This is a genomic window from Spirochaetota bacterium (assembly GCA_035477215.1).
Lineage (GTDB): Bacteria > Spirochaetota > UBA4802 > UBA4802 > UBA5368 > MVZN01.
Window position 1 is genome coordinate 35,088 of the sequence record DATIKU010000055.1, and the last position, 22,319, is coordinate 57,406.

The 22,319-nt window shown below is 57.8% G+C and carries 16 protein-coding genes; 8 read left to right on the plus strand and 8 right to left on the minus strand.

The features are described 5' to 3' along the window. Window positions 1–7 precede the first annotated feature (7 nt). The 4 genes from ricT to VLM75_14010 all read right to left on the minus strand — a co-directional run bounded on the left by ricT (window position 8) and on the right by VLM75_14010 (window position 4,481). A complete protein-coding gene (gene ricT, locus VLM75_13995) occupies window positions 8–877 on the minus strand; it encodes a regulatory iron-sulfur-containing complex subunit RicT (GenBank protein HSV98028.1) in 870 nt (289 codons plus the stop codon). A gap of 17 nt (window positions 878–894) precedes the next feature. After that, window positions 895–1,893, minus strand: a complete 999-nt coding sequence (locus tag VLM75_14000; GenBank protein HSV98029.1) for an AAA family ATPase — start codon at window positions 1,891–1,893, stop codon at window positions 895–897. A 131-nt stretch (window positions 1,894–2,024) separates the two neighbouring features. Further along, window positions 2,025–3,317 carry a GAF domain-containing sensor histidine kinase gene (locus VLM75_14005; protein HSV98030.1) on the minus strand — a complete coding sequence of 431 codons (1,293 nt, stop codon included), beginning with the start codon at window positions 3,315–3,317 and terminating at the stop codon, window positions 2,025–2,027. A 3-nt stretch (window positions 3,318–3,320) separates the two neighbouring features. Continuing rightward, complete coding sequence (locus tag VLM75_14010; protein HSV98031.1) at window positions 3,321–4,481, minus strand: GGDEF domain-containing protein; 1,161 nt, start codon at window positions 4,479–4,481, stop codon at window positions 3,321–3,323. Window positions 4,482–4,664: 183 nt separating this feature from the next. Here VLM75_14010 and VLM75_14015 point away from each other — a divergent pair, with 183 nt between their 5' ends. From VLM75_14015 to VLM75_14030, 4 genes are all read left to right on the plus strand, one after another. Further along, window positions 4,665–9,542: a glycogen/starch synthase gene (locus VLM75_14015; protein HSV98032.1), complete on the plus strand. Its 4,878-nt coding sequence runs from the start codon at window positions 4,665–4,667 to the stop codon at window positions 9,540–9,542. Window positions 9,543–9,809: 267 nt separating this feature from the next. Continuing rightward, entirely contained in the window at window positions 9,810–10,289 is a 480-nt protein-coding gene (gene lptE / locus VLM75_14020; protein ID HSV98033.1) for an LPS assembly lipoprotein LptE, read from the plus strand. Between the two features lies 1 nt (window position 10,290). After that, entirely contained in the window at window positions 10,291–11,328 is a 1,038-nt protein-coding gene (holA, locus tag VLM75_14025) for a DNA polymerase III subunit delta (protein HSV98034.1), read from the plus strand. 16 nt (window positions 11,329–11,344) lie between these two features. After that, window positions 11,345–14,077 (plus strand): class I adenylate cyclase, encoded by a 2,733-nt coding sequence (locus VLM75_14030; protein HSV98035.1) that lies wholly within the window; start codon window positions 11,345–11,347, stop codon window positions 14,075–14,077. A gap of 12 nt (window positions 14,078–14,089) precedes the next feature. On the opposite strand, the gene VLM75_14035 is transcribed toward VLM75_14030, so the two are convergent. From VLM75_14035 to VLM75_14045, 3 genes are all read right to left on the minus strand, one after another. After that, on the minus strand, window positions 14,090–14,680 hold the full coding sequence (locus VLM75_14035; GenBank protein HSV98036.1) for a hypothetical protein: 591 nt from the start codon (window positions 14,678–14,680) through the stop codon (window positions 14,090–14,092). A gap of 158 nt (window positions 14,681–14,838) precedes the next feature. Continuing rightward, entirely contained in the window at window positions 14,839–15,456 is a 618-nt protein-coding gene (locus VLM75_14040; protein HSV98037.1) for an STAS domain-containing protein, read from the minus strand. Between the two features lie 9 nt (window positions 15,457–15,465). Continuing rightward, window positions 15,466–16,347 carry a hypothetical protein gene (locus VLM75_14045; protein ID HSV98038.1) on the minus strand — a complete coding sequence of 294 codons (882 nt, stop codon included), beginning with the start codon at window positions 16,345–16,347 and terminating at the stop codon, window positions 15,466–15,468. 256 nt (window positions 16,348–16,603) lie between these two features. On the opposite strand from VLM75_14045, the gene VLM75_14050 reads away from it, so the two are divergent. From VLM75_14050 to VLM75_14065, 4 genes are all read left to right on the plus strand, one after another. Further along, window positions 16,604–17,290, plus strand: coding sequence for a hypothetical protein (locus tag VLM75_14050; protein HSV98039.1), 687 nt, complete (start codon window positions 16,604–16,606; stop codon window positions 17,288–17,290). A 427-nt stretch (window positions 17,291–17,717) separates the two neighbouring features. Continuing rightward, entirely contained in the window at window positions 17,718–18,290 is a 573-nt protein-coding gene (locus tag VLM75_14055) for a hypothetical protein (protein ID HSV98040.1), read from the plus strand. 22 nt (window positions 18,291–18,312) lie between these two features. Further along, window positions 18,313–19,716, plus strand: coding sequence for a hypothetical protein (locus VLM75_14060; GenBank protein HSV98041.1), 1,404 nt, complete (start codon window positions 18,313–18,315; stop codon window positions 19,714–19,716). Between the two features lie 273 nt (window positions 19,717–19,989). Then, entirely contained in the window at window positions 19,990–21,888 is a 1,899-nt protein-coding gene (locus VLM75_14065; GenBank protein ID HSV98042.1) for a response regulator, read from the plus strand. Window positions 21,889–21,910: 22 nt separating this feature from the next. Here the strand turns inward: VLM75_14065 and VLM75_14070 are convergent. Next, window positions 21,911–22,319 (minus strand): NAD-binding protein (locus VLM75_14070; protein HSV98043.1); only part of this gene is annotated, 409 nt, incomplete at its 5' end.

The following is a 22,319-nucleotide window of genomic DNA, read 5'->3' on the forward strand; positions in this document are numbered from 1 at the left end:
AATCCTCTTAAACCGGTTCTTTCTCGAGAACTTCGTCGAGCACCGCGGTGATGCGCTCCATCACCTCCTGGGTGATGTGGTAGCGGTTACCCGTAGCCTGGATGTCCTCCCGTTTAACCGTCACAACGTGATCGGCGCAGCGCAGTCGCACCGTCTCCTTTAGCGGATCGGCGAACTCCACGGTGTAGTCCTTGGGGCCTATTTTAATGGTGGCGCCGTGCCTCGGCATGAGCTCGTTCATCTCCTTGTAGACGTTGTACTCATAACCGAGGCAGCAGAGCAGCCTGCCGCACATTCCCGATATCTTGAGCGAATTCAGGTTGAGGTTCTGCTCCTTGGCCATCTTGATCGAGACCGGGTCAAACTCTTCCTTGAGGTTGACGCAGCAGAGTTCCTTGCCGCAGGGACCGAAGCCGCCCATGATCCGCGCCTCATCGCGCACCCCTATCTGGCGCATCTCGATCCGAGTGCGGAATACGGTGGCGAGGTCGCGCACCAACTCCCTGAAGTCGATGCGGTTTTCGGCCACGAAGTAGAAGATGATCTTGGTGCGGTCGAAGAGGCATTTGACCGACACCAGCTTCATGTCGAGCTTCTTTCCCTTCGCCTTTTCCCTGCAGACGGCGAAGGCCTTTTTCTCGATGGTCTCGATCTCGGGAAGCGCGCCCAGGTCTTCGAGGGTGACCTTTCTCAAAAGTCTTCCCTTTACCTCGGAGGTTTTTCGCCTCAGGTGCGTGGGGCACTTGAAAACACGGCCCATGTCGACCCCGTGTTCGGTCTCGACGATGCACAGCGCATTACGTTTGACGAAAAGCCCGTTGGTGTTAACGTAATATATCTGAAAGCTGTTGCGAAGTTTCACGCCGGTATGTTCCATGATGCGCATCCTTGTTCTTATGTGGAGATCCCGGGCCCGGAGGCATGGTCGTCTCCGGGATACAGTGAGTATAGCATCCCCTTTAGTCCGATTCTAAGATTCAGATTATGGGACTGGCCTTTTTTCAATGCAAGTAGTATTTTAACCAGGCCGAAAAGCCTCCCGGCATCGGAGAGCGCGAGGCCGTCGAATTCCGCGGGGGGGGCTGCACCGGACTCGAGCAAAACGAGGTTCCATCGGAAGAAATTGACGAGCGCGTCGAGCACCATGTCGGCTCCAGCGGCCTTTACGGCCTTTTCGATCTGCGGGTCGAAGGCGTCGCCGTCCCTGATGTAGCGCGCTACCTCGCCGCATAATGCGGTCACCTCCCCGCGCCTGGAGTCGTCGGCGAGCGTTACGGCGAGGGCGAATGATCCGCCCGTGAAAGGTGCGATCAGTCGTGAAGCGGCCGCATCGACGCCCCGTTCGGCGAGAAAGGCGCACACCGCCTCCTCGTGCGGCGCGTGGAATTTCATGACCAGGCACCGCGACAGGATTGTGGGCAGTATGCGGGAGCTGTTCGAGGCGGTCAGTATGATGCGCGCCGAGGGAGGCGGCTCCTCTATCGTTTTAAGCAGGGCGTTCTGCCCTTCCTCGAGTATGCGGTCGACGCTGTCCACGAGGACGGCGGTGAGTCCGCTTACGGAGCGGCGGGAAAGGCGCTCGATTAGCCGGCGCACGGTCCCCTCTTCGCGTTTCTCCTCGTCGCCGATCGGAATGATGCCGCGCTCGTTGGGGCCCAGCCCGATAAAATCAGGGTGAGTGCCCCGTTCGATCGCCGAGCAGGCGGGGCAGGCGAGGCAGGGTTTATGGATCGCGGTGCAAAAAAGCGAAGCGAGCAATCGCCGCGCGAGGAGGCGCTTGCCGATGCCGTCCGTGCCCGCAAAAAGCATGGTCTGCGGCAGGCGATTGCGCTCCATCATGCGTTCGAGAAGCTCGATCTGCCGTTGGTGGCCCAGTATTCCCGTGGCATTCATACCCCCATGCGGATACGGACGCTGTGTTTTGACAAGTAAAATATGACGGGGCGGTTTCGCGGACAAGGGGCTGGAGAACAAGGGATTACAACCCCTTGCTCTGTCACGGAGCGTACCCCTTGTGGTACGTCTTATGCCGACGGTTCCCCGACGATCGGAATCTCGAAGATAAACTCGGCCCACCTGCCGTGCTCGGACTCGGCCCGTATCTTCCCGCCGTGGGCCTGGATGGCTTTCCACGATAGATAGAGGCCTATTCCGGAGCCCTTCCGTCCCCTGAGCTCGGGCGTCTGAAGACGGGAAAATTTCTTGAATAAATTCTTCTTATCGCTTTCCAGAAAGCCGGGGCCCTCATTCCACACCGAAACACGGACCGCGTTTGCGGTCGTCGCCGCGTTTATCCGAACGCGTCCCTTCACGTTGCCGTACTTTACGGCGTTGCCGATCAGATTGACCGCGACGATTTTGATGAGCTCGGTATCGAACTCCGCGAAAAGGGGCGTCGTTTCGTAATTCCTTTCCAGCGTGACCGCATTGGCCTGGATCTGTGGCGCGACGATTTCAAGTGCGGGCTCGAGCGCGTCGGCGATAATGTCTCCGCGCTTTCTGTCGACGCGTGCGCTGCCGCTCTCGAAGCGTGAGAGGTTCAGGTATTCGTTCGAGAGGCTGATGAGATATTCGGCCTTTCGTAAAATGCGCTCGAGCATCTCGCGGTGTTTCGGCTCCATCGCGCCGAAGTAGCCGTCGGCAAGCGAACGGCCGAGCTGGATGATGGAGGAAAGCGGGCTCTTGAGTTCGTGCGTCACAAAGCCCAGCATCTCCATATAGGCGCTCATGGCCGCGGAAAGCTCCTCGATGCGATAGGCCTTCTCCGCGGCCTGGGACAGTCGCTCGGCGACGGCCATGTGCAGCGCGGCCTCGCGCTTGCCGTAAGCGTTCGGCTCGCGAGAACTTCTGAAGAGAAGACCCACGCGCCTGCCGTCCACCTCGAGCGGGCAGGTCATGCTGGAGCGCACGCCTTCTTTCAGGAGGAGCCGGGTCGATTCGCTGTCGGGGTGTTCGGCGAAGTAGCGCGCGAGGTCGTTAATCAAGCGCGGCCGTCCAGACTCGAATATCGGTGCAAGCGAGCTTCCCCGGATGTCGGCGGCGTAGCCGTGGTCCAGATACAGCGGTTCGTACGCCGCCCGGACGTAGTAGAGAGAAAGGCGGCTTCCCGACTCCTCGATAAAACCGATGCCGATGCGGTCGCAGGGCATGATGCGCCGCGTTTCATCGAAAAGAAAATCGATGACGGAGGCGAGCGTCTCTCCGGAGGCGATACGCCGGTTGATGCGTTCGAGCGTTTCGATCTCCTCCGGGGAAAAGGAGACGCCGTCCGTAGCGCCTGGAACATAGGAAATGATTTCGGGTGAGCCCTCGCCCATCCGTTAAAACCGTACCTGGTTTCGCCCGCCGTTTTTTGCTTCGTAGAGCCGTACGTCGGCGAGGTACAAGATCTTTTCGTAGTTCTTCCGGCTCATGTCGTCGGTGACGCCGAAGCTGATGGTAACCGACAGCCCCTGGGCGATTGAAGACCAGTCGTGGTCTTCCACGGTCTTGCGGATGCGCTCGCAGACCATGACTGCCTCGGCGATGTCGGTTTCGGGAAGGATCAGAACAAATTCTTCGCCGCCGTAGCGGGCGATTATGTCGAAAGAGCGTATGCTCTGATTGAAGAGCTTCGCGATTACCCGGAGCACCTCGTCGCCCACCTGATGCGAAAAGGTGTCGTTGATGATCTTAAAATGGTCAATGTCGGCCATGGCAACGCTGAGCTTCAGCTTGTAGCGGCTGGCGCGGGCGAACTCCTGCGACAGGAGGATCTCGAGGTAGCGCCGGTTGAAGAGGCCGGTGAGGAAGTCCTCTTTGGACTGGCGGGCGAGGATCTCCTTCTGGTTGTCGATTATCTTGCGGTTGATGAAGTCCCTGATGTATTGAATGTAAAATATGCGCGAGAGCACCCACGCGATCACGGCGATCGATCCTATATTGATGAAGTATCCCTTTAAGCGGTGCGGGTCGGTCTGCAGGTAGTCGAGCGCGCACAAAAGGAGGATGCACGGCGCCAGGAAGATCACCAGGGCGAGCCGGGCTCTCATGAGATAGGCGGAGGCGACCGCAAAAATTCCTACGATGAACGCGGTGATGTCCCTGTGGATGAGCTGATCGGCCACGGAGACGGCGGCGCTCCAGGCAAGAATAAACATCGCGAAGGCGGCCGCGAGCACATGGTGGTATGAAGAGACATCGGCCGGGCTGTTGATCTTGTGCAACCGCGTGGCAAGCAGAAAAAGCAACATGGCGGCGATGGCGATGATGTGAAGATAGCAGAGGTATCGGTAGCCCGGCATCGAGCTCCAGTACGCGGTTTCCCAGTTGTAATAGTCGACGTATAAAAGCGGCAGGTTGATGACGATCATCATCCCGGCGAAAATCTTTTCCCGGTTGATGTTTGTGAATGTTGCGTCTTTTGGAAAGACCTCGCGGTACTCCCGCGGGAGCCGGCCGAAATCAAACCGACGGATGCTGTCTTGGAGCATCTTTATCATTACAGAACACGCCTTCTCTCTCTATCTGGTGCGGTGACGAGATGGTCCGCTATCCGTTTTATTTTTTAAAGGACTTTTTGTCGAGCATACAGTTTTTTTCGCTATCTCCGGTCGGTTCGCCAGCATGGCCGGTTTTTAATTTGACTTGTCGTCTCGATATGATAGCCATTGGGGAGGGCGGGCATGGACATAATCGAAACAACACCAACATCGGCGCAGAGCAGCCTCAGCCGGTTCAGGCTGCAGGACGAACGCCTTGTCTCGGACGACAGGGTAAAGGAGGAGATCGGCGCCGCGTTCGCCGAAAACCGCTGCTTTTTTTTCACCGCCGATCCGGCCCTCGTCGCCCGAATCAGAGAGGGGGGCCCGGCCGCCCTCTACCGCGAAGACATGATCGCGATGAAAAACGCGGTCTTCGACGTCGCGTCGGGCGATGACCAGACAATTAAAAACCGGTTCTTGAGCGACACGCGACTGTCCTCGCGTCTGGTCTCGGCCGTCATGTTCGTCCACATGGCACTGGCGGAAGAGGGTCTCTCCTCGCTCGCCGGACGGCGCTTTGTCATTGTCCGCGAGCGCCCCGGCGTGCCGACGCTGCTGCATGTTTCCAATGAGACCACAGTGATCTCCCACGTCGGCCAGGGCCCGGTATGGGAGGAGATCCCCTCTCTTTACCTCGGGATGAATATCTTCGATACGCTCTCGTACGAGACGAAGCGAGGCGAGCGCGTTTATTTCGATGCGTTCGTAAGGCTCCTTGCAATCGAAGCGAGAGCGATAGAGACCGGCTATGCGCACGTCGAAGTTTTTCCGGTGGAGTATTCCCGCTCCCTCAACTCGCTGGTCGACGAGGTTATCCGCGTTTCGACGATCGCCGCCCTGGAGTTTCGGGAGGTCGCGCCGAAAAAAACGGTGCGCCCCTTCAGCCCCGCGGACAGGCGGCGCCTTCTGAAGCAGCTTGACGCGCGGGTGGCCGGCAGCGAGATGAATTTCGACGCCGACGCGAACCTGAGGGGCCTCTCGTCGATCGAGCGCCTGGCTCGTTCCTACAAGCAGGCCGGCGACGAGGCCTCGCTTCGCGGGGCGGTGCGCCTGCTCGTCGCCGCCTCGGGGCACGATGTGCACGAGGTGCGCGACAGGGCGAACATCCTCCTGGAAAGGATATTCTCGCCCAAGGAGTTCGACGCGCCGCTGGCGACGGTTTTCACCACGATGCCGGTGGGATCGCTTCACCGCTTCGAGTTCGACCTGCCCTTCCGGGGCGCGCGCTATTTCGTCCGCCTGTACCGCCAGGGCCGGTCGGGTCAGTTCACCATGCGGCGCGACATCGACATGCTCGATATCGACCTCGGGTACGACGCCATGTCGGGCCGGTTCACGGCGTCGCATGTGTTCGGGGAATACGGCCACTTCGACTATGTGGTTTTTCGAAAAAAGAAGAAGAGCGAATGGGTTCACCATTCGGACACCAGCGGAAGGATCAACATCATTCCCGACGTGCGGGGCGAGATAATCCTCGAAATATTCACGGACATCCACGGCCATACACGGATATACTGGATGGACGGCTCGGGGCATCCCGGGCTGGTGTACAACGAGCACGGGGAGGTCGTCAGGCTGGGGCGTTTTTCCGACATAACCATGCACCTGGACGACCTTAAAAAACGCTACTCTATCACCGCGCTCTATCTCCTCGGCGTGCAGAAACGGGGCTCCAACCGCGAGGACTGGGCCCCCGAGGCGTCATCGCCCTCGCCTTTTTCACCGATGAGTCTGATCGAAATAGAGCCGTCGCTTGGCGGGGAGGATGAGTTCCGCGAGCTGGTCGACGCAGCTCACCGCGCGGGCGTCCGGGTGATCGTCGATATCGTTCCGCATCTCAACAGGCGCAGCACCGAGGTTCCCGAGGACTGCGTGGTGCGGTGTTATGACGGAGAGGGTCGTCTGGTTGAGCGCGCCTCTACCGACGGAAGGTACGGCAGCTGGAACGACGGCAAGCTTTTCAACTATCGAAAGATAGAGGTGTGGGAGTGGCTGGCGCGTTCGATCACCACGCTCATCGAGCGGTTCGACATCGACGGCATTCGCTTCGATTCGGCGCATGCCGTCCCGATCATGATGAAAAAGAACAACTATCCCTCGGTCTACGGTGTCCCGCGCACCGCCGAGGAGGGCCTGGAGGGCGGCATCATCGTCAACGAACGTGAGGACGGCCACTTCGTCACCACGGGTTATTATGATTCGGCCTGCCGCGACGTCATCGCAATTCCCCTGCACTACTATCTCATGCTGGCGGTCGAGCGGAAACTGCGCGAACTTGGCCGGGACTTCTTCATCAACATAGCTGAATGCTACTGGGGACACGAACGGTTCCTGACGCGCGTGGGTATCATTCCCTACAACTCCGCGCTTTTCAAAATCTGCGAAAACATCATCCACGGGACCGCCGATGTCCGCGAGATCTATCACATCTATGATAATTATTTCCCGTCGGTGATGCCGAAGGGCACGGAGCTCCTCGGCATACTGGGAAACCACGACGAACGGAGGGCGCTTAACACCTTCGGTCACAGGGGGCTGCGAGCGGCGGTCGGTGTGACCACGTTCATGAACAATATCATCATGGACTACGAGGGGAGCGCCGAGGGCGAGGGATGGAAGGTTTACCTGGACAACATTTTCGTCAACTGGAACAGTTTCGAGTATGCGGCCCACCGGAGCGTTGAGCGATTTTACAGCGAGTGGTACGAGTTTCACCGCAGGGAAAAGGGCAGAGGCTACCTGGTATGGGCGAACAACACGAACGTCGCCGCCTCGGTCAAGTTCACCGATAGCGGTATCTGGATAGGCGCCTTCAACTTCGCGGACTCCAGCCAGGCGGCCTCGATCCAGTTCGATAATCCGGCTCTTCCCCTGGAGGATGAAACGCTCTACCGCGTGGTTGACCCGGTATATTCGCCGATAACCCGCCATTACGCCTTTTACACCGGGCGCGAACTCAAGACCTCGCGCATCGACACGGTGGTTTCGTTCACAGACAGGGTAAAGCTCCTCAAGCTCGAGGAAGTGACGGACATAGACGGTCTCTACCGTGATTTCCTGCGGGATTCGTTTTTGCGAATGTGCCTGATTTCAAACATCGCTCACTTCGAATCCAATTTCGCCTTCCGCGAGATTGCCGCCAACTGCGCATCCTTCGACACCTTCTCCGAGTATGTCTCCGCCCATTTAATTCCAATGTTCTGGGACAACAATCGCCACCATCTCGAACTGGGACTCAAAAGGGCGCTATTTCATTCCGTCCGCACCGGAGCGCTCGAGGCGCGACGATCGGTCTCCTTTTTCAAAAAAATGCAGTCAACGGCCGACGGCCGCATCCGTTCGCTCGGCGAGGCCCTGGAGTCCCACAACCGCGGCGATTCCATGGTGTTCATGTCGGCCGAGGCCGACCCCTTCTCGAAGAGCGGGGGACTGGCCAACGTGGTGTACGAGCTTCCAAGGGAGCTCGTCGCGCTCGGCGAGACCGTGTACGTCATCACGGGCCTCTGGCGCGGCGGGGACGAAATGGCCGGGGCCAGGATGCGTTCGGCCGTGGAGCGGTACGACGTGCGCTATACCGGAAAGAACGTGCGTCTCAAGATAATGAATGCCGAATACGAGGTGGGCGTATACCGCGGCGTGGTCGACGGCGTAACGTTTTTTCTGCTGGACCACCACGAGTTTTTCGACGGCCTCTACTGGGGCATAACATCCGAGGAAAAGCTCCGTCGCCGTATCGCCTTCGCGCGCGCGAGCGCCGAGGTCATCGTCACCTTCGGCCTTCGGCCTCTTTTTACCTTTACCAACGACGCGTATACGGGCCTTTTCAACGGCATCGTTCGGAGCGACCACGTTTACGCTTCGAACCCCAATTTCTCGCGCACGACCTTTCTGCACATCGTCCACAACGGCGGCTGGCAGTATTTCGACGCCTACCACCGCCATGAGCGGGGATTCGACCTGTTCCAGCTCTTAAACCTGCCGCCATGGAAGGCGGTCGATTTCGTCGATCCGGTGTATAGCGACCGCCTCAACTGCATGGCTTCGGGAATCAGGTTTGCCGACAGGGTGATTACGGTAAGCCCGAGCTACGCCCGCCAGATTGAGTACGCCTGCGACGGCCTGGAACATCTCCTCTCCAATGTCATCGGGATCAGCAATGCCGTCGGCAGGGACTTCGCCCGGAGGCTGTCGGACGCCTTCAGGGATTCCGGTTTCGTTAATAAACAGTATCCGCGACTCATCGAGGCCCTGCACGGAGACGCCACCCTCATGAAAAATGTCTTGGCCCGCTGGCCCGAAATGACGGTCGGCATGGATGCCGTGGAGAAAATCACCGGAGATTCGCGGCGCTTCGCGGCCGTCCGCGCGCGGAACAAGATGATGCTGCAACTCGAGCGGGGTCTCGCGGTCGATCCGGACGCGGTGCTCTTCTGCATGATACACCGCATAACCGAGCAGAAAGGATTTCAGCTGGTACTGGACGCGTCGGAGGGGCTCTTCGCCCACCTGGGCTACCAGGCGGTTCTCGGCGGGTCCGTTTCGTCCGGGGACCGCCGCGGCGAGGAGATCGCCCACGGGATGTATCTGCTTGCCGGGTATTATCCCGGCAATGTCAGCGTGTCCTTCGGCTTTCAGGACATCGCTGTGCCTCTTTTTTCCTCGGACATCTTCTGCATGCCGTCGATGAGCGAGCCAGGGGGGATATCGCAGCTTGAGGCACTCGCGGCGGGATGTCTGGTGGTGGCGCGCGCGACGGGAGGGCTTCGCGATACGGTGTTTCCGGTGCGCTCGAAAGACGGCGTCCTCGAGGGCAATGGCTTCCTTTTTACCGACTTCAATGCGACCGCTTTTTACGATGCCATGGAACGGGCCCATCAGTTTGTCCGTTCAGGCGACGATGCCACGCTGTATCGCGCAGGGAAAAACGCGATGTCGTCGATATATAACTGGGACCGTCCGGCCAGGCGGTATATAGAATCGGTGTATGCGGTGAAGGAGATTATCCGGATTGTCGAATAAAAAAAAGACGGGATAGTGGATATCCCGTTTGCCACGTAAAGTCTTCTCGGTTATGCCTGTACGGCGAGCGGGAAGACCGTTGAGTGTTAAATGATCTGTGGTTACTATCGTCAAGAACCGATGCGGACTTTAACGAAAACCGGACGCGGTTCCGGAAAAATTAACGGGTGGGAGGCAGGTCTCACCCTTTTAGCGCTGCTGTCCGTGTGCGCGTGCGCTTCCGCGGGCGACAGCGTCGGCGTTTCCGTGGGGAAGGTGGTGAAAAGCATGACCGGCGAACCCGTGATCCCGAGGGAAGCGAACCGGATACTCGTGTACGACTTTCGGGGCGCCCCGGGCGACCGGACGCTCCGAACCAGGCTTGGCATCCGGGTGCGGGAATTACTTGCGGCCGACGGCAGGCTGGCCGTTGTGGCCGACGAGGACCAGGCCGACCTTGCGCTCGAGGGTGTCGTGACGGGCCACGAGACGCGGCCGCTGCGTTACAGCGAGATGGGCCGGGCCGTAAGCAAGCGGATGCGGATTACGGCGTCGGTGCGCCTGTTCGACCGCAATAAAAACAGGGAGATCTTTTTCGAGCGGGAGATCCAGGCGTTCGAGGAGTTTTCGGACATCGAGCCGCCGGTTGTCCCCGAGGCGGCGGCGCTCGATCGCGTTATCGACGCCCTCGCGAAGCGGATAGCGCAGCAGACCATGCGGGGCAGTTATGCCGGGCTTCTCACGCCGGTTGAAAAAGGCAGGCAGTGATATGGATAAAAAGCGGTTTCCGATCGCCCGGGAGCTCTACGCGGAACTTGACAAAAAACGCGTTGCGCGCGCGTACCTCTTTCTCGGCGAGGACGAGGGCGAAAAGGACAAGGCCGTGCGGCGCATCGCCGCTCTCGTTCTGAGTGGCCCCGGGGCGGAGCATTCGCTGGGGCGCTTCCACTGCGAGATGGGCGAACTCATGCAGGCGGCCGATTTTACGCTTAACAGGTCCATGTTCTCCGACGCGCGGATATGCGTGCTGCTGAACATTGATGCAATTCCGGCGGGCGCGGCAAACACCGCGCTTCTGGCCGAGGTCTTCGGTTCGCTTTCGGATTCCACGGTGCTGGTGATGACGACCCGGGCCAACAGCCCCCCCGGGCGAATAGGGGCGAGCGCCATACCCGGAATGAAGGTGTACCACTTCTGGCCGCCTTTCGAAAACGACCTCGTCGCCTATATCGTGCGCGCTCTCGAGCCGGAGGGGATATCCATCGACGCCCGCCCGGCGCGTGCGCTCGTCGATCTCCTCGGAAGGGACGTGCGCGCGGTTGACGGCGCGCTTGAAAAGCTCAGAAATGCGGGGGTCGCCAGGGTAACCGAGGAGACCGTGCGCTCGCTCATCGGTGGGGAAAAGGACTATTCGCTCTTCGAGTTTGTGGACGCGCTGTATCGCGGCGACAGGTCTTCACCCGGGCTGCTGAAAAATTTAATTGAAAACAACTGCCCGGAGCTTCTAATCTTGAACCAGATGGCGCGGCAGGCCGATTCCATCGAGCGATATCATCTCGCGGTGCGCGCCGGCGATGGCGAGGATGAGGCGCTTCAAAAGGCGTCCGTGCCGCCGCGTGCGGGGAAAGCGTTCCTTGAACTGGCGCGCAGAAACCCGATTATTAAAATAAAACGGATATACCCGCTGCTCCACAAAGCGGATTTCGCCCTTAAAAGCTACAGGGTCTCGAAAAGCGTCGTGGCCGGTCCGTTGTTTGACCTGTCGCGCGAGATGCTTGCGCTCGAGGCCGCGCCAGCGGCGGTATAACCGGACAGTGGATGCCATGGATTTTCTTCAGACAATCGATACTAATAAAACCAGGTTCCAGCGCTACAATGATATCAAGTTCCAGCGATTTCAGCAGCTGATACCGAACCCCAATATCAAGCGGGTAATCAACTCCATTCCATTCCTTCTCGGCACGAATGACAAGCGCCTGCCTGGCTATGTCGAGGGCGACGTTCCGGGCGGCGTATGGCGCTATGTGATCGACGACGAGACCAGGCGGTATATCAAGGGGCGTTTCCCAACGGTGAAGACCGATATAACGAGGCGAAACCCGTTCGTTGAGATGCTGGCCATCATGGGGAGCGTCGGTACGGTCGCCTATAACAAGAAATCAGATTTCGACTACTGGGTATGCGTTAACAGAAGCTCGGTGACCGATGAGCAGTTCGCCCTCTTCAAAAAGAAGGTGGAGGCCATCCAGCGGTGGGTCTCGAAGGAAATAGAGCTTCCGGTGCACCTTTTCATCAACGATATAGAGGGCGTCAAGCAGAACATCTTCGCCGAGGACGATGAAGAGGCCTTCGGTACCACGGTGGGGGCCGTTCTCAAGGACGAATTTTTCAGAAGCTCGATACTGGTGGCCGGGAAAATACCCTTCTGGTGGGTGGTCCCGAAGTTCGCCAGGGACGACGAGTACGACAAGCTGTACTGGCGCCTGCCGGATAACATGAAGGAAGAGTTTGTGGACCTTGGCAACCTTTACGAGATATCGAGGGAGGATTTTCTGGGGGCCGCGCTCTTTCAGATCATCAAATCACTCGGCAATCCTTTTAAATCTATTATCAAGATCGGGGTGCTCGAAAAATATATCTTCGGCACGGGGGACTCGCCGCTCCTGAGCCAGAAGATAAAGGTAAATATCCTCCGCGAAAACCTGGACAACTCGGTGGTCGATTCGTACCTCCTCATGTTCAACGAGGTCTTCGAGTATTACAGTTCGACGCTCGACGACAAGGAGCTCGTCGACATTCTCAGGCGCAACCTCTACCTGAAGGTCGATCCGCAGATATCGAAATACGTCGGCATCAAGGACAAGAAGAACATTCCTTACAAGGTGGCGGTGATGTCGCAGTATGTGAGGGCCTGGGGCTGGGACATCAACATCATCCGCGACCTCGACAATTTCGAGGAATGGGACTTCAACATGGTGATGGCCTTCTGGGACGCGGTGAAGCGCTTTATGCTGTTAAGCTATCAGAAGATCGCCACACAGCTGCCGTCGCTCAAGCTCGAAAAGAAGATTTCCGAAACCGATTTCATGCTGCTGAGCAGGAAAATTAAAACCCATTTCGCACGCGAGCACGACAAGATCGACAACTTCATCACCTTCAAGGACACGCCATCGGAGGCCATCCTGTATATCGAGCCGGTGAGCCAGAGCATCCACGAGGCTGAGTGGAGGCTGTATAAAAGAAATAAAAGCGAAAAGGACACCTTTCTTTCAACGACCCTCAGGGTCGAGAAAAGCCTGCTTCGCCTGCTCATGTGGATGGCGGTCAACGGCGTGTACGACCCGGTTTTTTCCCGGATCAACATCCAGTCGGGCTACACGAGGGTCAATCCGACGGCCGTTACCGAGCTCCTCAACCAGGTCACCGCGCTCTTCGCCGGCGACGGCATACGGATCAGGAACCATTATTTTCTGGAACCCGCGTTCGGCCTCGTGAACGCCGTCATCCTCAATTTTAACAGGGAGAACGCCGAAGCCATACAGACCGTCCACCACCTCTACTACACGAGCTGGGGCGAGTCATATATCAAGGAGTATTCATCGGAAGAAGATATAGCGCGCATACTGGGTCTGATCGTTCGCGACGGGATCCACCAGAAAAGGCATTTCGATGCGTATTGTGTGGTACACTCGCCCGAACCATTTAAAAAGCTCTATAAGCGGATCAGTGCAATGTTCAAGGAGGCCTACTCGTTTATCATAGAGGGGGCCGAGGGAATGGACATGCGCTTCGTGGCCCGGATAAAGGACAGGTTCGTGCTGATCTCCCGCGAGGGGAATAAAGTGACGGGGTTCATCTATCCGGGACTGGTGAAACTTCTGACGGCGCTCACGCTGAAGGCATCTCGCGCCGTCCGTTACCGCTTTTACGGGGATGATGGCCCCCTGGTCGCTTTGGACGCCGTTTATCAGCTTTTCAGTTCCTCGGGCATTAGCGTGGTCTACGAAGAGAAGGAAGACCACGTGGTGATTCACGTAATCAACGAATCGGGCGACTTTTTCACCTTCATTAAAAGCCGCTCGATTCGCGACGCCGCGCTCTCTGCGATGTTCGATTTCTGCCGCAATTTGGAAAAGCGGCTCTCGCTCGATGGCGCACAAACACCCGCAGTCGGACCTACGCGCTTCTTTCTCCTGAAAGTGGACAGGGTGGGAAAACTCACTCTTTCGGACGACACCCGGGACGTGGAACAGCTGTTTCTCACCGGGTATAAAAATTCGCATGCGCTTACCGCGAACGTCGCGCGCCACATGGGCGAAGAGACATTTTACGACATCCAGTTCCCCGACAACGTATCATCCGGTTTCATGACGTCGAGGGAGCTGTACAGCGCGAGGGAAAAGGTAAATGAAATCAAGGTTAAGGGCTTCGGGACGAACACACTGCTGCGCGATGTCGTCTTTGCCGACCTTACGCCGGAGGAAGCCGCCTGGGGCAGCACTCCGTATCTGCTCGAGAAATACAGGATCGAATTGCTGATGGAAGGTAAAAAATAGAAAACGTAGAGATCAGTATTCCCCGCCCGGAAAGTTGTCCTTGAAGAATTTCACCTTGCGCTTTTCCTTGTCGGCATCGCCCCTGGCGAGCGTGCCTTTCTCAAGCGCGATATCGAGGAGCTTTATCGATTCGTCGGACGGTTTTTCGTCGTCATCGTCATCCGGGCGCAGAAGTTCCCTGATCGGTACGTCGTCCGACACCTTCTGGATGCTGTCAATTTTCCGGTCGATGAGGTCCTGCGTCATGAGCGGGACATCGTCGGGGTCGATGTCGTCCGGCCAGTCCCTTCTCTTCGCCGGCTTCTGACGGGGCTTCGCGACGGCCGCCTTTCTCTTCCCGGCCGCGGGCCTGGCAGGCTCCTCTTCCACCGCTTCGGGTTTTTTACCCTCGATCTCCTCAACCATGTATTCCGGCGGGTTATCGATCTTCAGTTCGAGCATTTTGATCCGTTCGCCAAGAAGGATGTTGATCTGCTTTTCGATGGAGAGATAGATGGGAGTGGTGAACGACTTGTTGCGCTGGAGCGATTTTTCCATCTTGCGAAGTTCTTTTATATCGCCGTCGATGAGTTCGATCTTTTTAAGGACGTGGACAACTTTCATGGTTCCGCTCCCCGTACGGTGCTTGGCAAATGATTCTCCGCTTGACCGGCACGGCCTGTGGCCGTGTTTTCCTGGTCACGCGGAGCGACCGCTTTTTCTGTAATAAGATAACCGGACGCGCGGTAAAGTCAATAATCTTATTTTATCAGCCCGTAAAATTAAAAGATGACCGTCTGGTCCTTTTCGACGGAGAATTCCACGCGGCAGTGCGGACACTGGTAGGTTCCGCTTCTTCTGACGCGGACGAGCCCGCCGCATTCGGCGCATTCGACCACAAGCGCCTTGTCGAAACCGTCAACGGCCCTTACGGAAGGCTCCGGAGAGTCATCCGGTATGGCAGGCGCTTCGGCGCGATCCCGTTTTTCCGGCTGGTCCGGTCCGGGCTGTCGTTCGGGGGGTGGGACCGCACCGGACCCTTTTCCAGCCCTGCGATCGGCGATGACGTTTTTCGCCTCCTCGACCGTGTCCGCGACATCGATCGCCCTGTCGAACCCGATAAGCCTGAAAAGGGAAAGCATCTCGCCGGGGAGATTGCAGACGACAAGCGACCCGTTCCGGGAGGCGATCGAGCGATGAACATGGAGGATCATCCCGATGCCCGCGGAGCTCGCGTATTCCAAACCGGACGCGTCGAGAATGATGAACGGCGCCGCGTCGCGAACGAGGCCCTCAATCGCGTTCTCGAGGGCGGGTGCCGTAGCCGAAGTGAGCGGTCCCCTCGGCGTTACGACGGTCGTTTCTCCCGAGTTCAGTTCGGCGTAGTCGATCAGAAGCATGGGTACCTCTCACTTGATTATGGGAATGGCGTCCCGGATTGCGCCGCCGGTCGCATGTGCGGTAGCATCCCCGGGCGCCACCCCTGATGCCGCGGGCCGTGCCGGTACTCTGCCGCCGCGAAACGCCCCTTCGCGGGGGCCGGAGTCGGCGCCCGCGAAGGCCATGGCGGGCACGCGCTGCGCGCGCAGAAACACCATCAACGAAACGATCAGCGATGCCAAAAGTGATCCCAGAAGCAGCAGCGTGAGGAGCTTCCGTGCGCCGGCGGCGGTGTTTGTAATAACCGAATATACCCTGTCTTTCGATATGATGAAGTTAATGGTGCCCACGGGCTTGCCGCGGTGATAGACGGCGCGGGTCGCCAGCCAGCCGGTGCTGCCGATGGCGGGATAGAAAAACCTTTTAATGAACTCGCGCTGTCGGCGGTCGAACGGGACCGAACGCGCGATGATATTGTATTCGAGAAAATGGACCTCATTCGCCTTCCCCGCCAGGGGAAGGAATATCTGGTCGCGGTTGTAGGCGAACTCGTCCCCGGCGATATTCCCGGCAACGGCTTTCTCGTCCTCGGGGCTGGAATGGGCCTTGATCGAGCCGTCGGCAAGCGTGAAGAACGCCACCATCCCGTTGTTCCCCTTTATCTTTTCTCGCAGAAGCAGCCTGAGGCTGCCATAGCTTTTTCCTGCGTAGCTGAGCTCGGCCACGCTTCCCAGCGCCTCGATGAGTTCGGTCGAGTGCTTCCGCGTGGCGTCCACGGTATCGCGGATGGCGCCGGTACAGGTATAATAAAAATAACCGGCTGACGCCGCTATGGAAAGCGCCGCGAGCAGCAAAAGCATTACGAAAAGAACGCCCAGGGGAAAGCCGCGTTGTGTGTCGGTCACATGCATTTCAGGAGATCACCCGCCGCGGGCTTCCACCCGCCGAATTTGTCCGCCGGCCACATCATGGTATTATTTTCGGAAAATAGCGCCCATTTGTACAGCACAGTTTTTTCATTGCGGCCTCGCCCGGATGCCGGCAGGATGATCGCAAGCGTGAGCCGGGGCGGCGGAATGTTGCGGTGCGATAAGGCCTTGGTCCGGAGCGGAAGCCGTCAGGGTCAGTGGAGCGCGGTGGTCGAAATAATTCGGGGGGCGGTAATAAGTGAGCATAGAGGGTTTCGTACGGGGGGATGAGGCGCTTGAGGAATGGGACTGGATGTCGGCGAATCCGACCGGAAGGGTGGTGATGCGCGCACGCGCACACCGCGATGGAGTGCCTCACGAGGGCGTGCATCTGTGGATCGTGCGCACCGCGACCGGTACTCCCGAGGTGCTGTTTCAGCAGCGCTCGAAACACAAGGACCAGTATCCCGACTGCCTGGATATCACTGTTGGAGGGCATGTGCTTTTCGGGCACAACAAGGGTAAAATACAGAAGGAATCTTCGGAGGAGATAGGAATATCCCCCGCAGGTGAAGAGCTCACCGATCTGGGATATTACCGGTACGAGGAGCGTGCGCCGACGTTCTTTCACCGCGAGTTTCAGCGCGTCTATCTCCTTCTCGACAACAGGCCCCTGTCCGCGTATCGCTTTATGGACGGAGAAGTGACGGGCATCTACGCCGTACCGCTGGAGTGCCTGGAACGGCTTTTTTACGATGATTATTTGTTCGATATCGAAGGTTTCGACGGGTACGGGACATCGAGGCGCCGTGTGGGGAAGGTGGACTTCCATCCGCTCCTTTTCGCGCCGTCCATGGCCGTTTACATGGAAGTCCTGCTCCGCGCGATCCATGAGCTGGTCGCCGGCGGGAACGTGTCGGCCGGAATGCCGTCGACGGCCGGGTGAACATGCGCGAGATTTCCAGCGAGGAGGCGCGCTCGCTCCAGGCGGCGTTGTGCCGTACGCCTACAGCCCGGGGCGCGCGAGTTTCATCACCGTGGTGGAGGCCGAGGACGTGGACGCAAGGCGCGCCAACGGGATTGCGCTAAATCGGATATAAATTTTCAAAATTATACTTTACAGCCCGTGTATTTCGGTATAGATCGAGGGGATTATCGGGCGCGGTGTTTAGCCGCGAAAGCGACCGGTTGACGGTTGATACACGGGGAATTACGGGGCTATGTCGGAGCCGCAAGCAGCGGCAGGCCTGTGGTGCGGGTAATGGCGGCGTGCCGAATGCACCGGGAACTCAGAGGTTTTTCCGCGTCGGGGATGACGGGTGTTTTCAGGGTTGAACAATTATGAAGAAAATAATTACAAGGAGCGTGCTGTTATGAAACAATATGCAATTCTTTGCGTTGTGCTTGTATTCACGCTGATTTCATGCGGGGGAGGGACGCAGTACAGGGATGCCAAAGAGGACAAGGGTTCGCGCGAGTGGGGTCCCCGGGAGATCAAGGCAACCGTAAATACCATGGTGACCTCCATGTATGCGTTTTTAAAAGATGAATATAAGAAACCGGCCTTCATCGAAGTCCGGAATTTCCGCAACAAGACATCCGAGCACATCGACACCAAGATGATAACCGATGAAATCTCCACAAACCTCATCAAGAGGCGCATACGGTTTATCGACCAGTCGCTCACCGCCGACGCCATGGCCGAGATGGAGAGGGGCATGACAGGGATGATCGATCCCGACGCTGCCATCCCGGTAGGGATGCTAAAGTCGCCGAACTTCTACCTTGCCGGCGACATCCGCGACAATGTGCGCACGGTCGGCGGGAAGTCGCTCCAGTATGTGGTCGTCACCATGCAGCTCATCGATTTAAGGACCAACGTCGTGGAATGGCAGGACCGCCAGGAGTTTCTCAAGGCGAGTGCGAAGACCAAGATTTCCTTTTAATCTCGGCTAAGGGACGGTAGACATGAATATCAGGATTCGAGCGGTCGCGACAGCCACCCTCCTCCTGTTTTCCTTCGGATGTGCCGGAAACTATGTCCAGGTGATGAAGGATTCGGAGAAGATGTTCTATCACGGCCAGTACGAGGAGGCGGCGCGTAAGCTTCTTCCCGCCGTCAACAAGTCGGGGAAGGACCAGCTTCTGTTCATGATGGAGGCGGGGTTGATGCTCCACGCCGCGGGCGATTTCCAGAACAGCAACAAGGTGCTTCTCGAGGCCGCCGGGCTCGCCGATCGCATCGCCCTCAGCGTGAGCAAGGAGGCCGCCTCGCTCTTTCTGAACGAGACCGTCACCAACTACCGCGGCGAGGATTTCGAGCGCGTGCTGATACACCTGTACCTTGGCATCAACTTCCTGATGCTCAAGGACACGGACTCGGCCAGGGTTGAATTCAAGAAGGTGAACGACCTCCTGCGCGACATCAACGTATCGGGCGGAAAAGCCTACAAGCAGAACCTTATGGCCAAGTACCTGACCGCGATAGCCTTCGAGATAAGCGCCGACAAGGACAACGACTTCAACGACCGCGAATTCGCGTACATCGAGTACAAACAGATATACGAGTTGGACCCGCGCCTGGCGATGGTGTATCGTGACCTTCAGCGACTCGCGAAGAAGCTTAATGACACCGAGGATTACAACAAGTGGGTGGGAATGTTCGGCCGGCGCGACGAAATCCCGGCAAACGCCGGCGAGCTCGTAATGATTTTCCAGGCGGGGCAGGGGGCGATCAAGCTCTCGCGTGGGCCGCTTCTGTCCGATAAGACGATGGAGTCGGGAATCAGGGCGTCGCTCAACGGGATACCGCTAAAAGAGGGGGTGACCATCGGTGGCGTTCTTGTGGCGCTTCGGATCGCCGAAAATCCCATCCCGAAATTCCAGAAACGCTCGAACCGGGTGGATCATGTCATGATCAACATCAACGGAGCCGATATGGCCAGAACAGTACTGCTTGAGGACATCGAGACGACCGCAGTAAAGAACCTGGAGGACGATTACAACCGGCTGTACATGAAGGTTGCCGCCGGGATCGCGGTGAAGGCCGCGACGGCGGTCGCCGCCGGGATTGCGGCCAAAAAGATCGCGGAGCAATCAAAACAAATGGGCGGCTACGCAGGCCTCATCGGCACACTGGTCGGAGCCGGGGTGGGAGCGGGGCTCGTTTCGCAGATCAAGCCCGACCTGCGCTGCTGGCACACACTGCCTGCCAACCTTCAGCTTGCGAGGATATTCCTTGCGCCGGGAGAGTACGCGGTGAACGTCAAGTTTCGCGACTCGGCGGGCAATCAGGTCAGCCCCCCGGTGGAGAACAGGATTAAAATAACAAAGGGCGAAAAGACGTTTTTCAACTATCGCACGTTGTTCTGATCCCGGGAGAAAACATGGGTTATCCCAAGGCCCCGCAGAATCGCTCCGCGGGGCCTTGTTTTTTGGCTGACCGAGATGGGAGGCCCGGGGACATGCGGCTCTTTCTACGGGGTTGATGTACAGGCCGGCGACACCTGCTCCCGAAGTGATCCTCCTGCGCCGGATGGTGAAAAAAAGTAAATTAATGGTTTACATTGTGGACCGCTCCCGTCGGTATATCACTTTAATTGCACGCGGGGCCGAAATAAGCTGTCGAACCCCGACAAATGGCTGATGAACGACCGTAATACAATCGCAGGGAAGGATGCAGGGGCGGTTCTTTCCGCCGATACATCCTTCGCCGTCTTCGATTCGTTGAGCCACCCGGTTTGCGTGATCGGGCTCCGTGGCGATATTATCTATGCCAACGGCCGGTTCTCGAACTTTTTTGAGAGCGCAGGCGGCTCGATGAGCATCGACCTTTCCCACCCCTTTTCTCCCGAATACCGTAAGAGCGTCGCGCTTGCCTATACAAAAGCCCTCAAGGGCGCTGACCGCAGGTGTTTTGCGGTGATGAAAACTCCCGACGGCAGGCGGCTTGCGGTGGAGATTTTTCTTTATCCGATGTTCCACGACGAGGCGGTCGTTTCCATCCTGGCCTTTCTGAAGCCCGTATCCGACGATCGCATCATCTCGTTCGGCAGAAATACGGCCATGATGGCGTCCGACGAAGAGCCCCTGGCCAATTCGGGCATATTCGACTTCGCGCCGTTCCCGATCGTCCGGTTCGACCGCGAGGGGTCGATCGTCAGCGGGAGCGCCTCCGTGGAGAGCTTCTTCGGTCATGCGCTCGCGGATTTGCAGAACAACAGAAACCTGCTCTTTCGCTCGGTGTCACTGTATGATTTCGAGAGGCTCAGGAAGGCCGTATCGGACGTCTTCGACGGCCGTGCCGGTTTCAGGAGGCTGGGCGAGATCAGGATACTCTCCAAATCCAGGGAAGAGAAGTGGGCCAACGCAATCATCTATCCGCTCGTCATCAACAGGGAGATTTTCGCCGTCGAGGCCATCCTCGAGGACATCACCAGGATTAAGTCGCTCGAGTCCAGAATGAGTCTTATGAACAGGGTGCAGATCATCGGGGACCTCACCAAGGGGCTGCTCCACTCCTTCAACAACATCATCAATATCATCCTCAGCCGCACCCAACTGCTTCTGCAGGTGACCGAGAAGGACACCGTATTAGAGGGACTCAGGGTGATTGAGAAAACGGCGGGCCAGGGCGTGCGGCAGGTCAGGCGCATTCAGGATTTTATAGGCGAGGGCGATACACTGCGCGAAAGCGAGTCGGAGGACCTGATCGATGTGATCGAGGATGCCATAGAGTTCGCGAGCATTCATTTTAAGGTCGAAATAAAGGAAAAGAGGCGGCATATCAAGGTGGAGCGCCGCTATTTCTGCCTGGTCAACGTTAAAACCGACACGAGGTTGCTCCGGGAGATCCTCATCTCGATGATCTTCAAGGCCGCCTCATTCCTGCGTCGCAGCGGCACCATCAACGTGATGTTAAAGGACGAGGACGTTCCGGCTCTCACAGTGATGGTTAAAAAAGAGGGGCCTGAATCCGAGCAGGCGTCGGATGCGGCCGGCGAATCGCTCGACACCATCATTTTCTCCGCCATCGATATACGGCGTGTGGTGGAACGTCTCAACATTAAAATCATAGAGGAAGAATCGGCGACCTCGTATTCTATCAGGGCGGTCCTCCCCGCTTCCATCGTGGCCAGAAAGGGCCGGAAGGAATCGGATCCCACCGAATACCGTGTGCGCGACAGGGACATTATCATCGTCGAAGACGAGAAGGCGCTCAGGGAGATACTGTTCGAACTCTTCGACTTGATGGGTAACCGTGTATATGTTTTCGAAAGCGGAGACGAGGCCCTCGCCGAGTTCAAGAAGGGCAAGGCGAACCTTGTCATCAGCGATTACGGCACGAAGGGTATGACGGGGATAGAGCTTCTAACCAGAGTGAAGGAACTCGACGAAAACGCGGTGACGGTGCTGTTGTCGGGCTGGATGATAAAGGACCTGAAGGCATACCGGAACGTCGTCGACCTGTACCTTCCCAAGCCCTTCAAACTCGACGTGCTGATAAAGGAAATTTCCAGGGTTTTTAAAAGCTCAACCAAATAATTACAACTCGCTATCCATGCGCTCAAGGTCGTCTTTCTTCCCCGGCATCACCAGGATACCGGTTTCGTCGATCTTCTCCTGGGGCATCGGATTGAAGATCATCTCTCCGCCCGTCTTCCCGATCGACCCGATGATGACGCAGTAATCCCTTCGCAGGTTGCTCTTGACGAGGGTTTTCGCGGCAAGCGGCGGTTCGGTATTCCTCCATCAAGAGCCCCGGATGGCGGTCCATGAGTGCGATGCCGGCGAAGTCGACGACCGCGGGAACGATGCCGCGCGCATACATGATGCCGGCCTTCAGAAGCGCGTCCTCGTTGGTTGCGTCCATGGCGAGATAGAACACCCTGTCGCGCTCGAGCTCCTCGAACGACCGGGGATTGTTCTGGATAACGAAAAAGTGTATGACCCAGGAGGCGAGCTCCCCGCAGATG

What these genes read in the sequence shown, in the direction of transcription:
- VLM75_14035 (HSV98036.1), bottom strand. Translation starts at nt 14,680, where the DNA reads ATGAAAGTTGTCCACGTCCTTAAAAAGATCGAACTCATCGACGGCGAT.
- VLM75_14040 (HSV98037.1), bottom strand. Translation starts at nt 15,456, where the DNA reads ATGCTTCTGATCGACTACGCCGAACTGAACTCGGGAGAAACGACCGTC.
- VLM75_14060 (HSV98041.1), top strand. Translation starts at nt 18,313, where the DNA reads ATGAATATCAGGATTCGAGCGGTCGCGACAGCCACCCTCCTCCTGTTT.
- VLM75_14030 (HSV98035.1), top strand. Translation starts at nt 11,345, where the DNA reads ATGGATTTTCTTCAGACAATCGATACTAATAAAACCAGGTTCCAGCGC.
- holA (HSV98034.1), top strand. Translation starts at nt 10,291, where the DNA reads ATGGATAAAAAGCGGTTTCCGATCGCCCGGGAGCTCTACGCGGAACTT.
- lptE (HSV98033.1), top strand. Translation starts at nt 9,810, where the DNA reads ATGACCGGCGAACCCGTGATCCCGAGGGAAGCGAACCGGATACTCGTG.
- VLM75_14045 (HSV98038.1), bottom strand. Translation starts at nt 16,347, where the DNA reads ATGCATGTGACCGACACACAACGCGGCTTTCCCCTGGGCGTTCTTTTC.
- VLM75_14065 (HSV98042.1), top strand. Translation starts at nt 19,990, where the DNA reads ATGAACGACCGTAATACAATCGCAGGGAAGGATGCAGGGGCGGTTCTT.
- VLM75_14010 (HSV98031.1), bottom strand. Translation starts at nt 4,481, where the DNA reads ATGATAAAGATGCTCCAAGACAGCATCCGTCGGTTTGATTTCGGCCGG.
- VLM75_14005 (HSV98030.1), bottom strand. Translation starts at nt 3,317, where the DNA reads ATGGGCGAGGGCTCACCCGAAATCATTTCCTATGTTCCAGGCGCTACG.
- VLM75_14015 (HSV98032.1), top strand. Translation starts at nt 4,665, where the DNA reads ATGGACATAATCGAAACAACACCAACATCGGCGCAGAGCAGCCTCAGC.
- ricT (HSV98028.1), bottom strand. Translation starts at nt 877, where the DNA reads ATGGAACATACCGGCGTGAAACTTCGCAACAGCTTTCAGATATATTAC.
- VLM75_14055 (HSV98040.1), top strand. Translation starts at nt 17,718, where the DNA reads ATGAAACAATATGCAATTCTTTGCGTTGTGCTTGTATTCACGCTGATT.
- VLM75_14000 (HSV98029.1), bottom strand. Translation starts at nt 1,893, where the DNA reads ATGAATGCCACGGGAATACTGGGCCACCAACGGCAGATCGAGCTTCTC.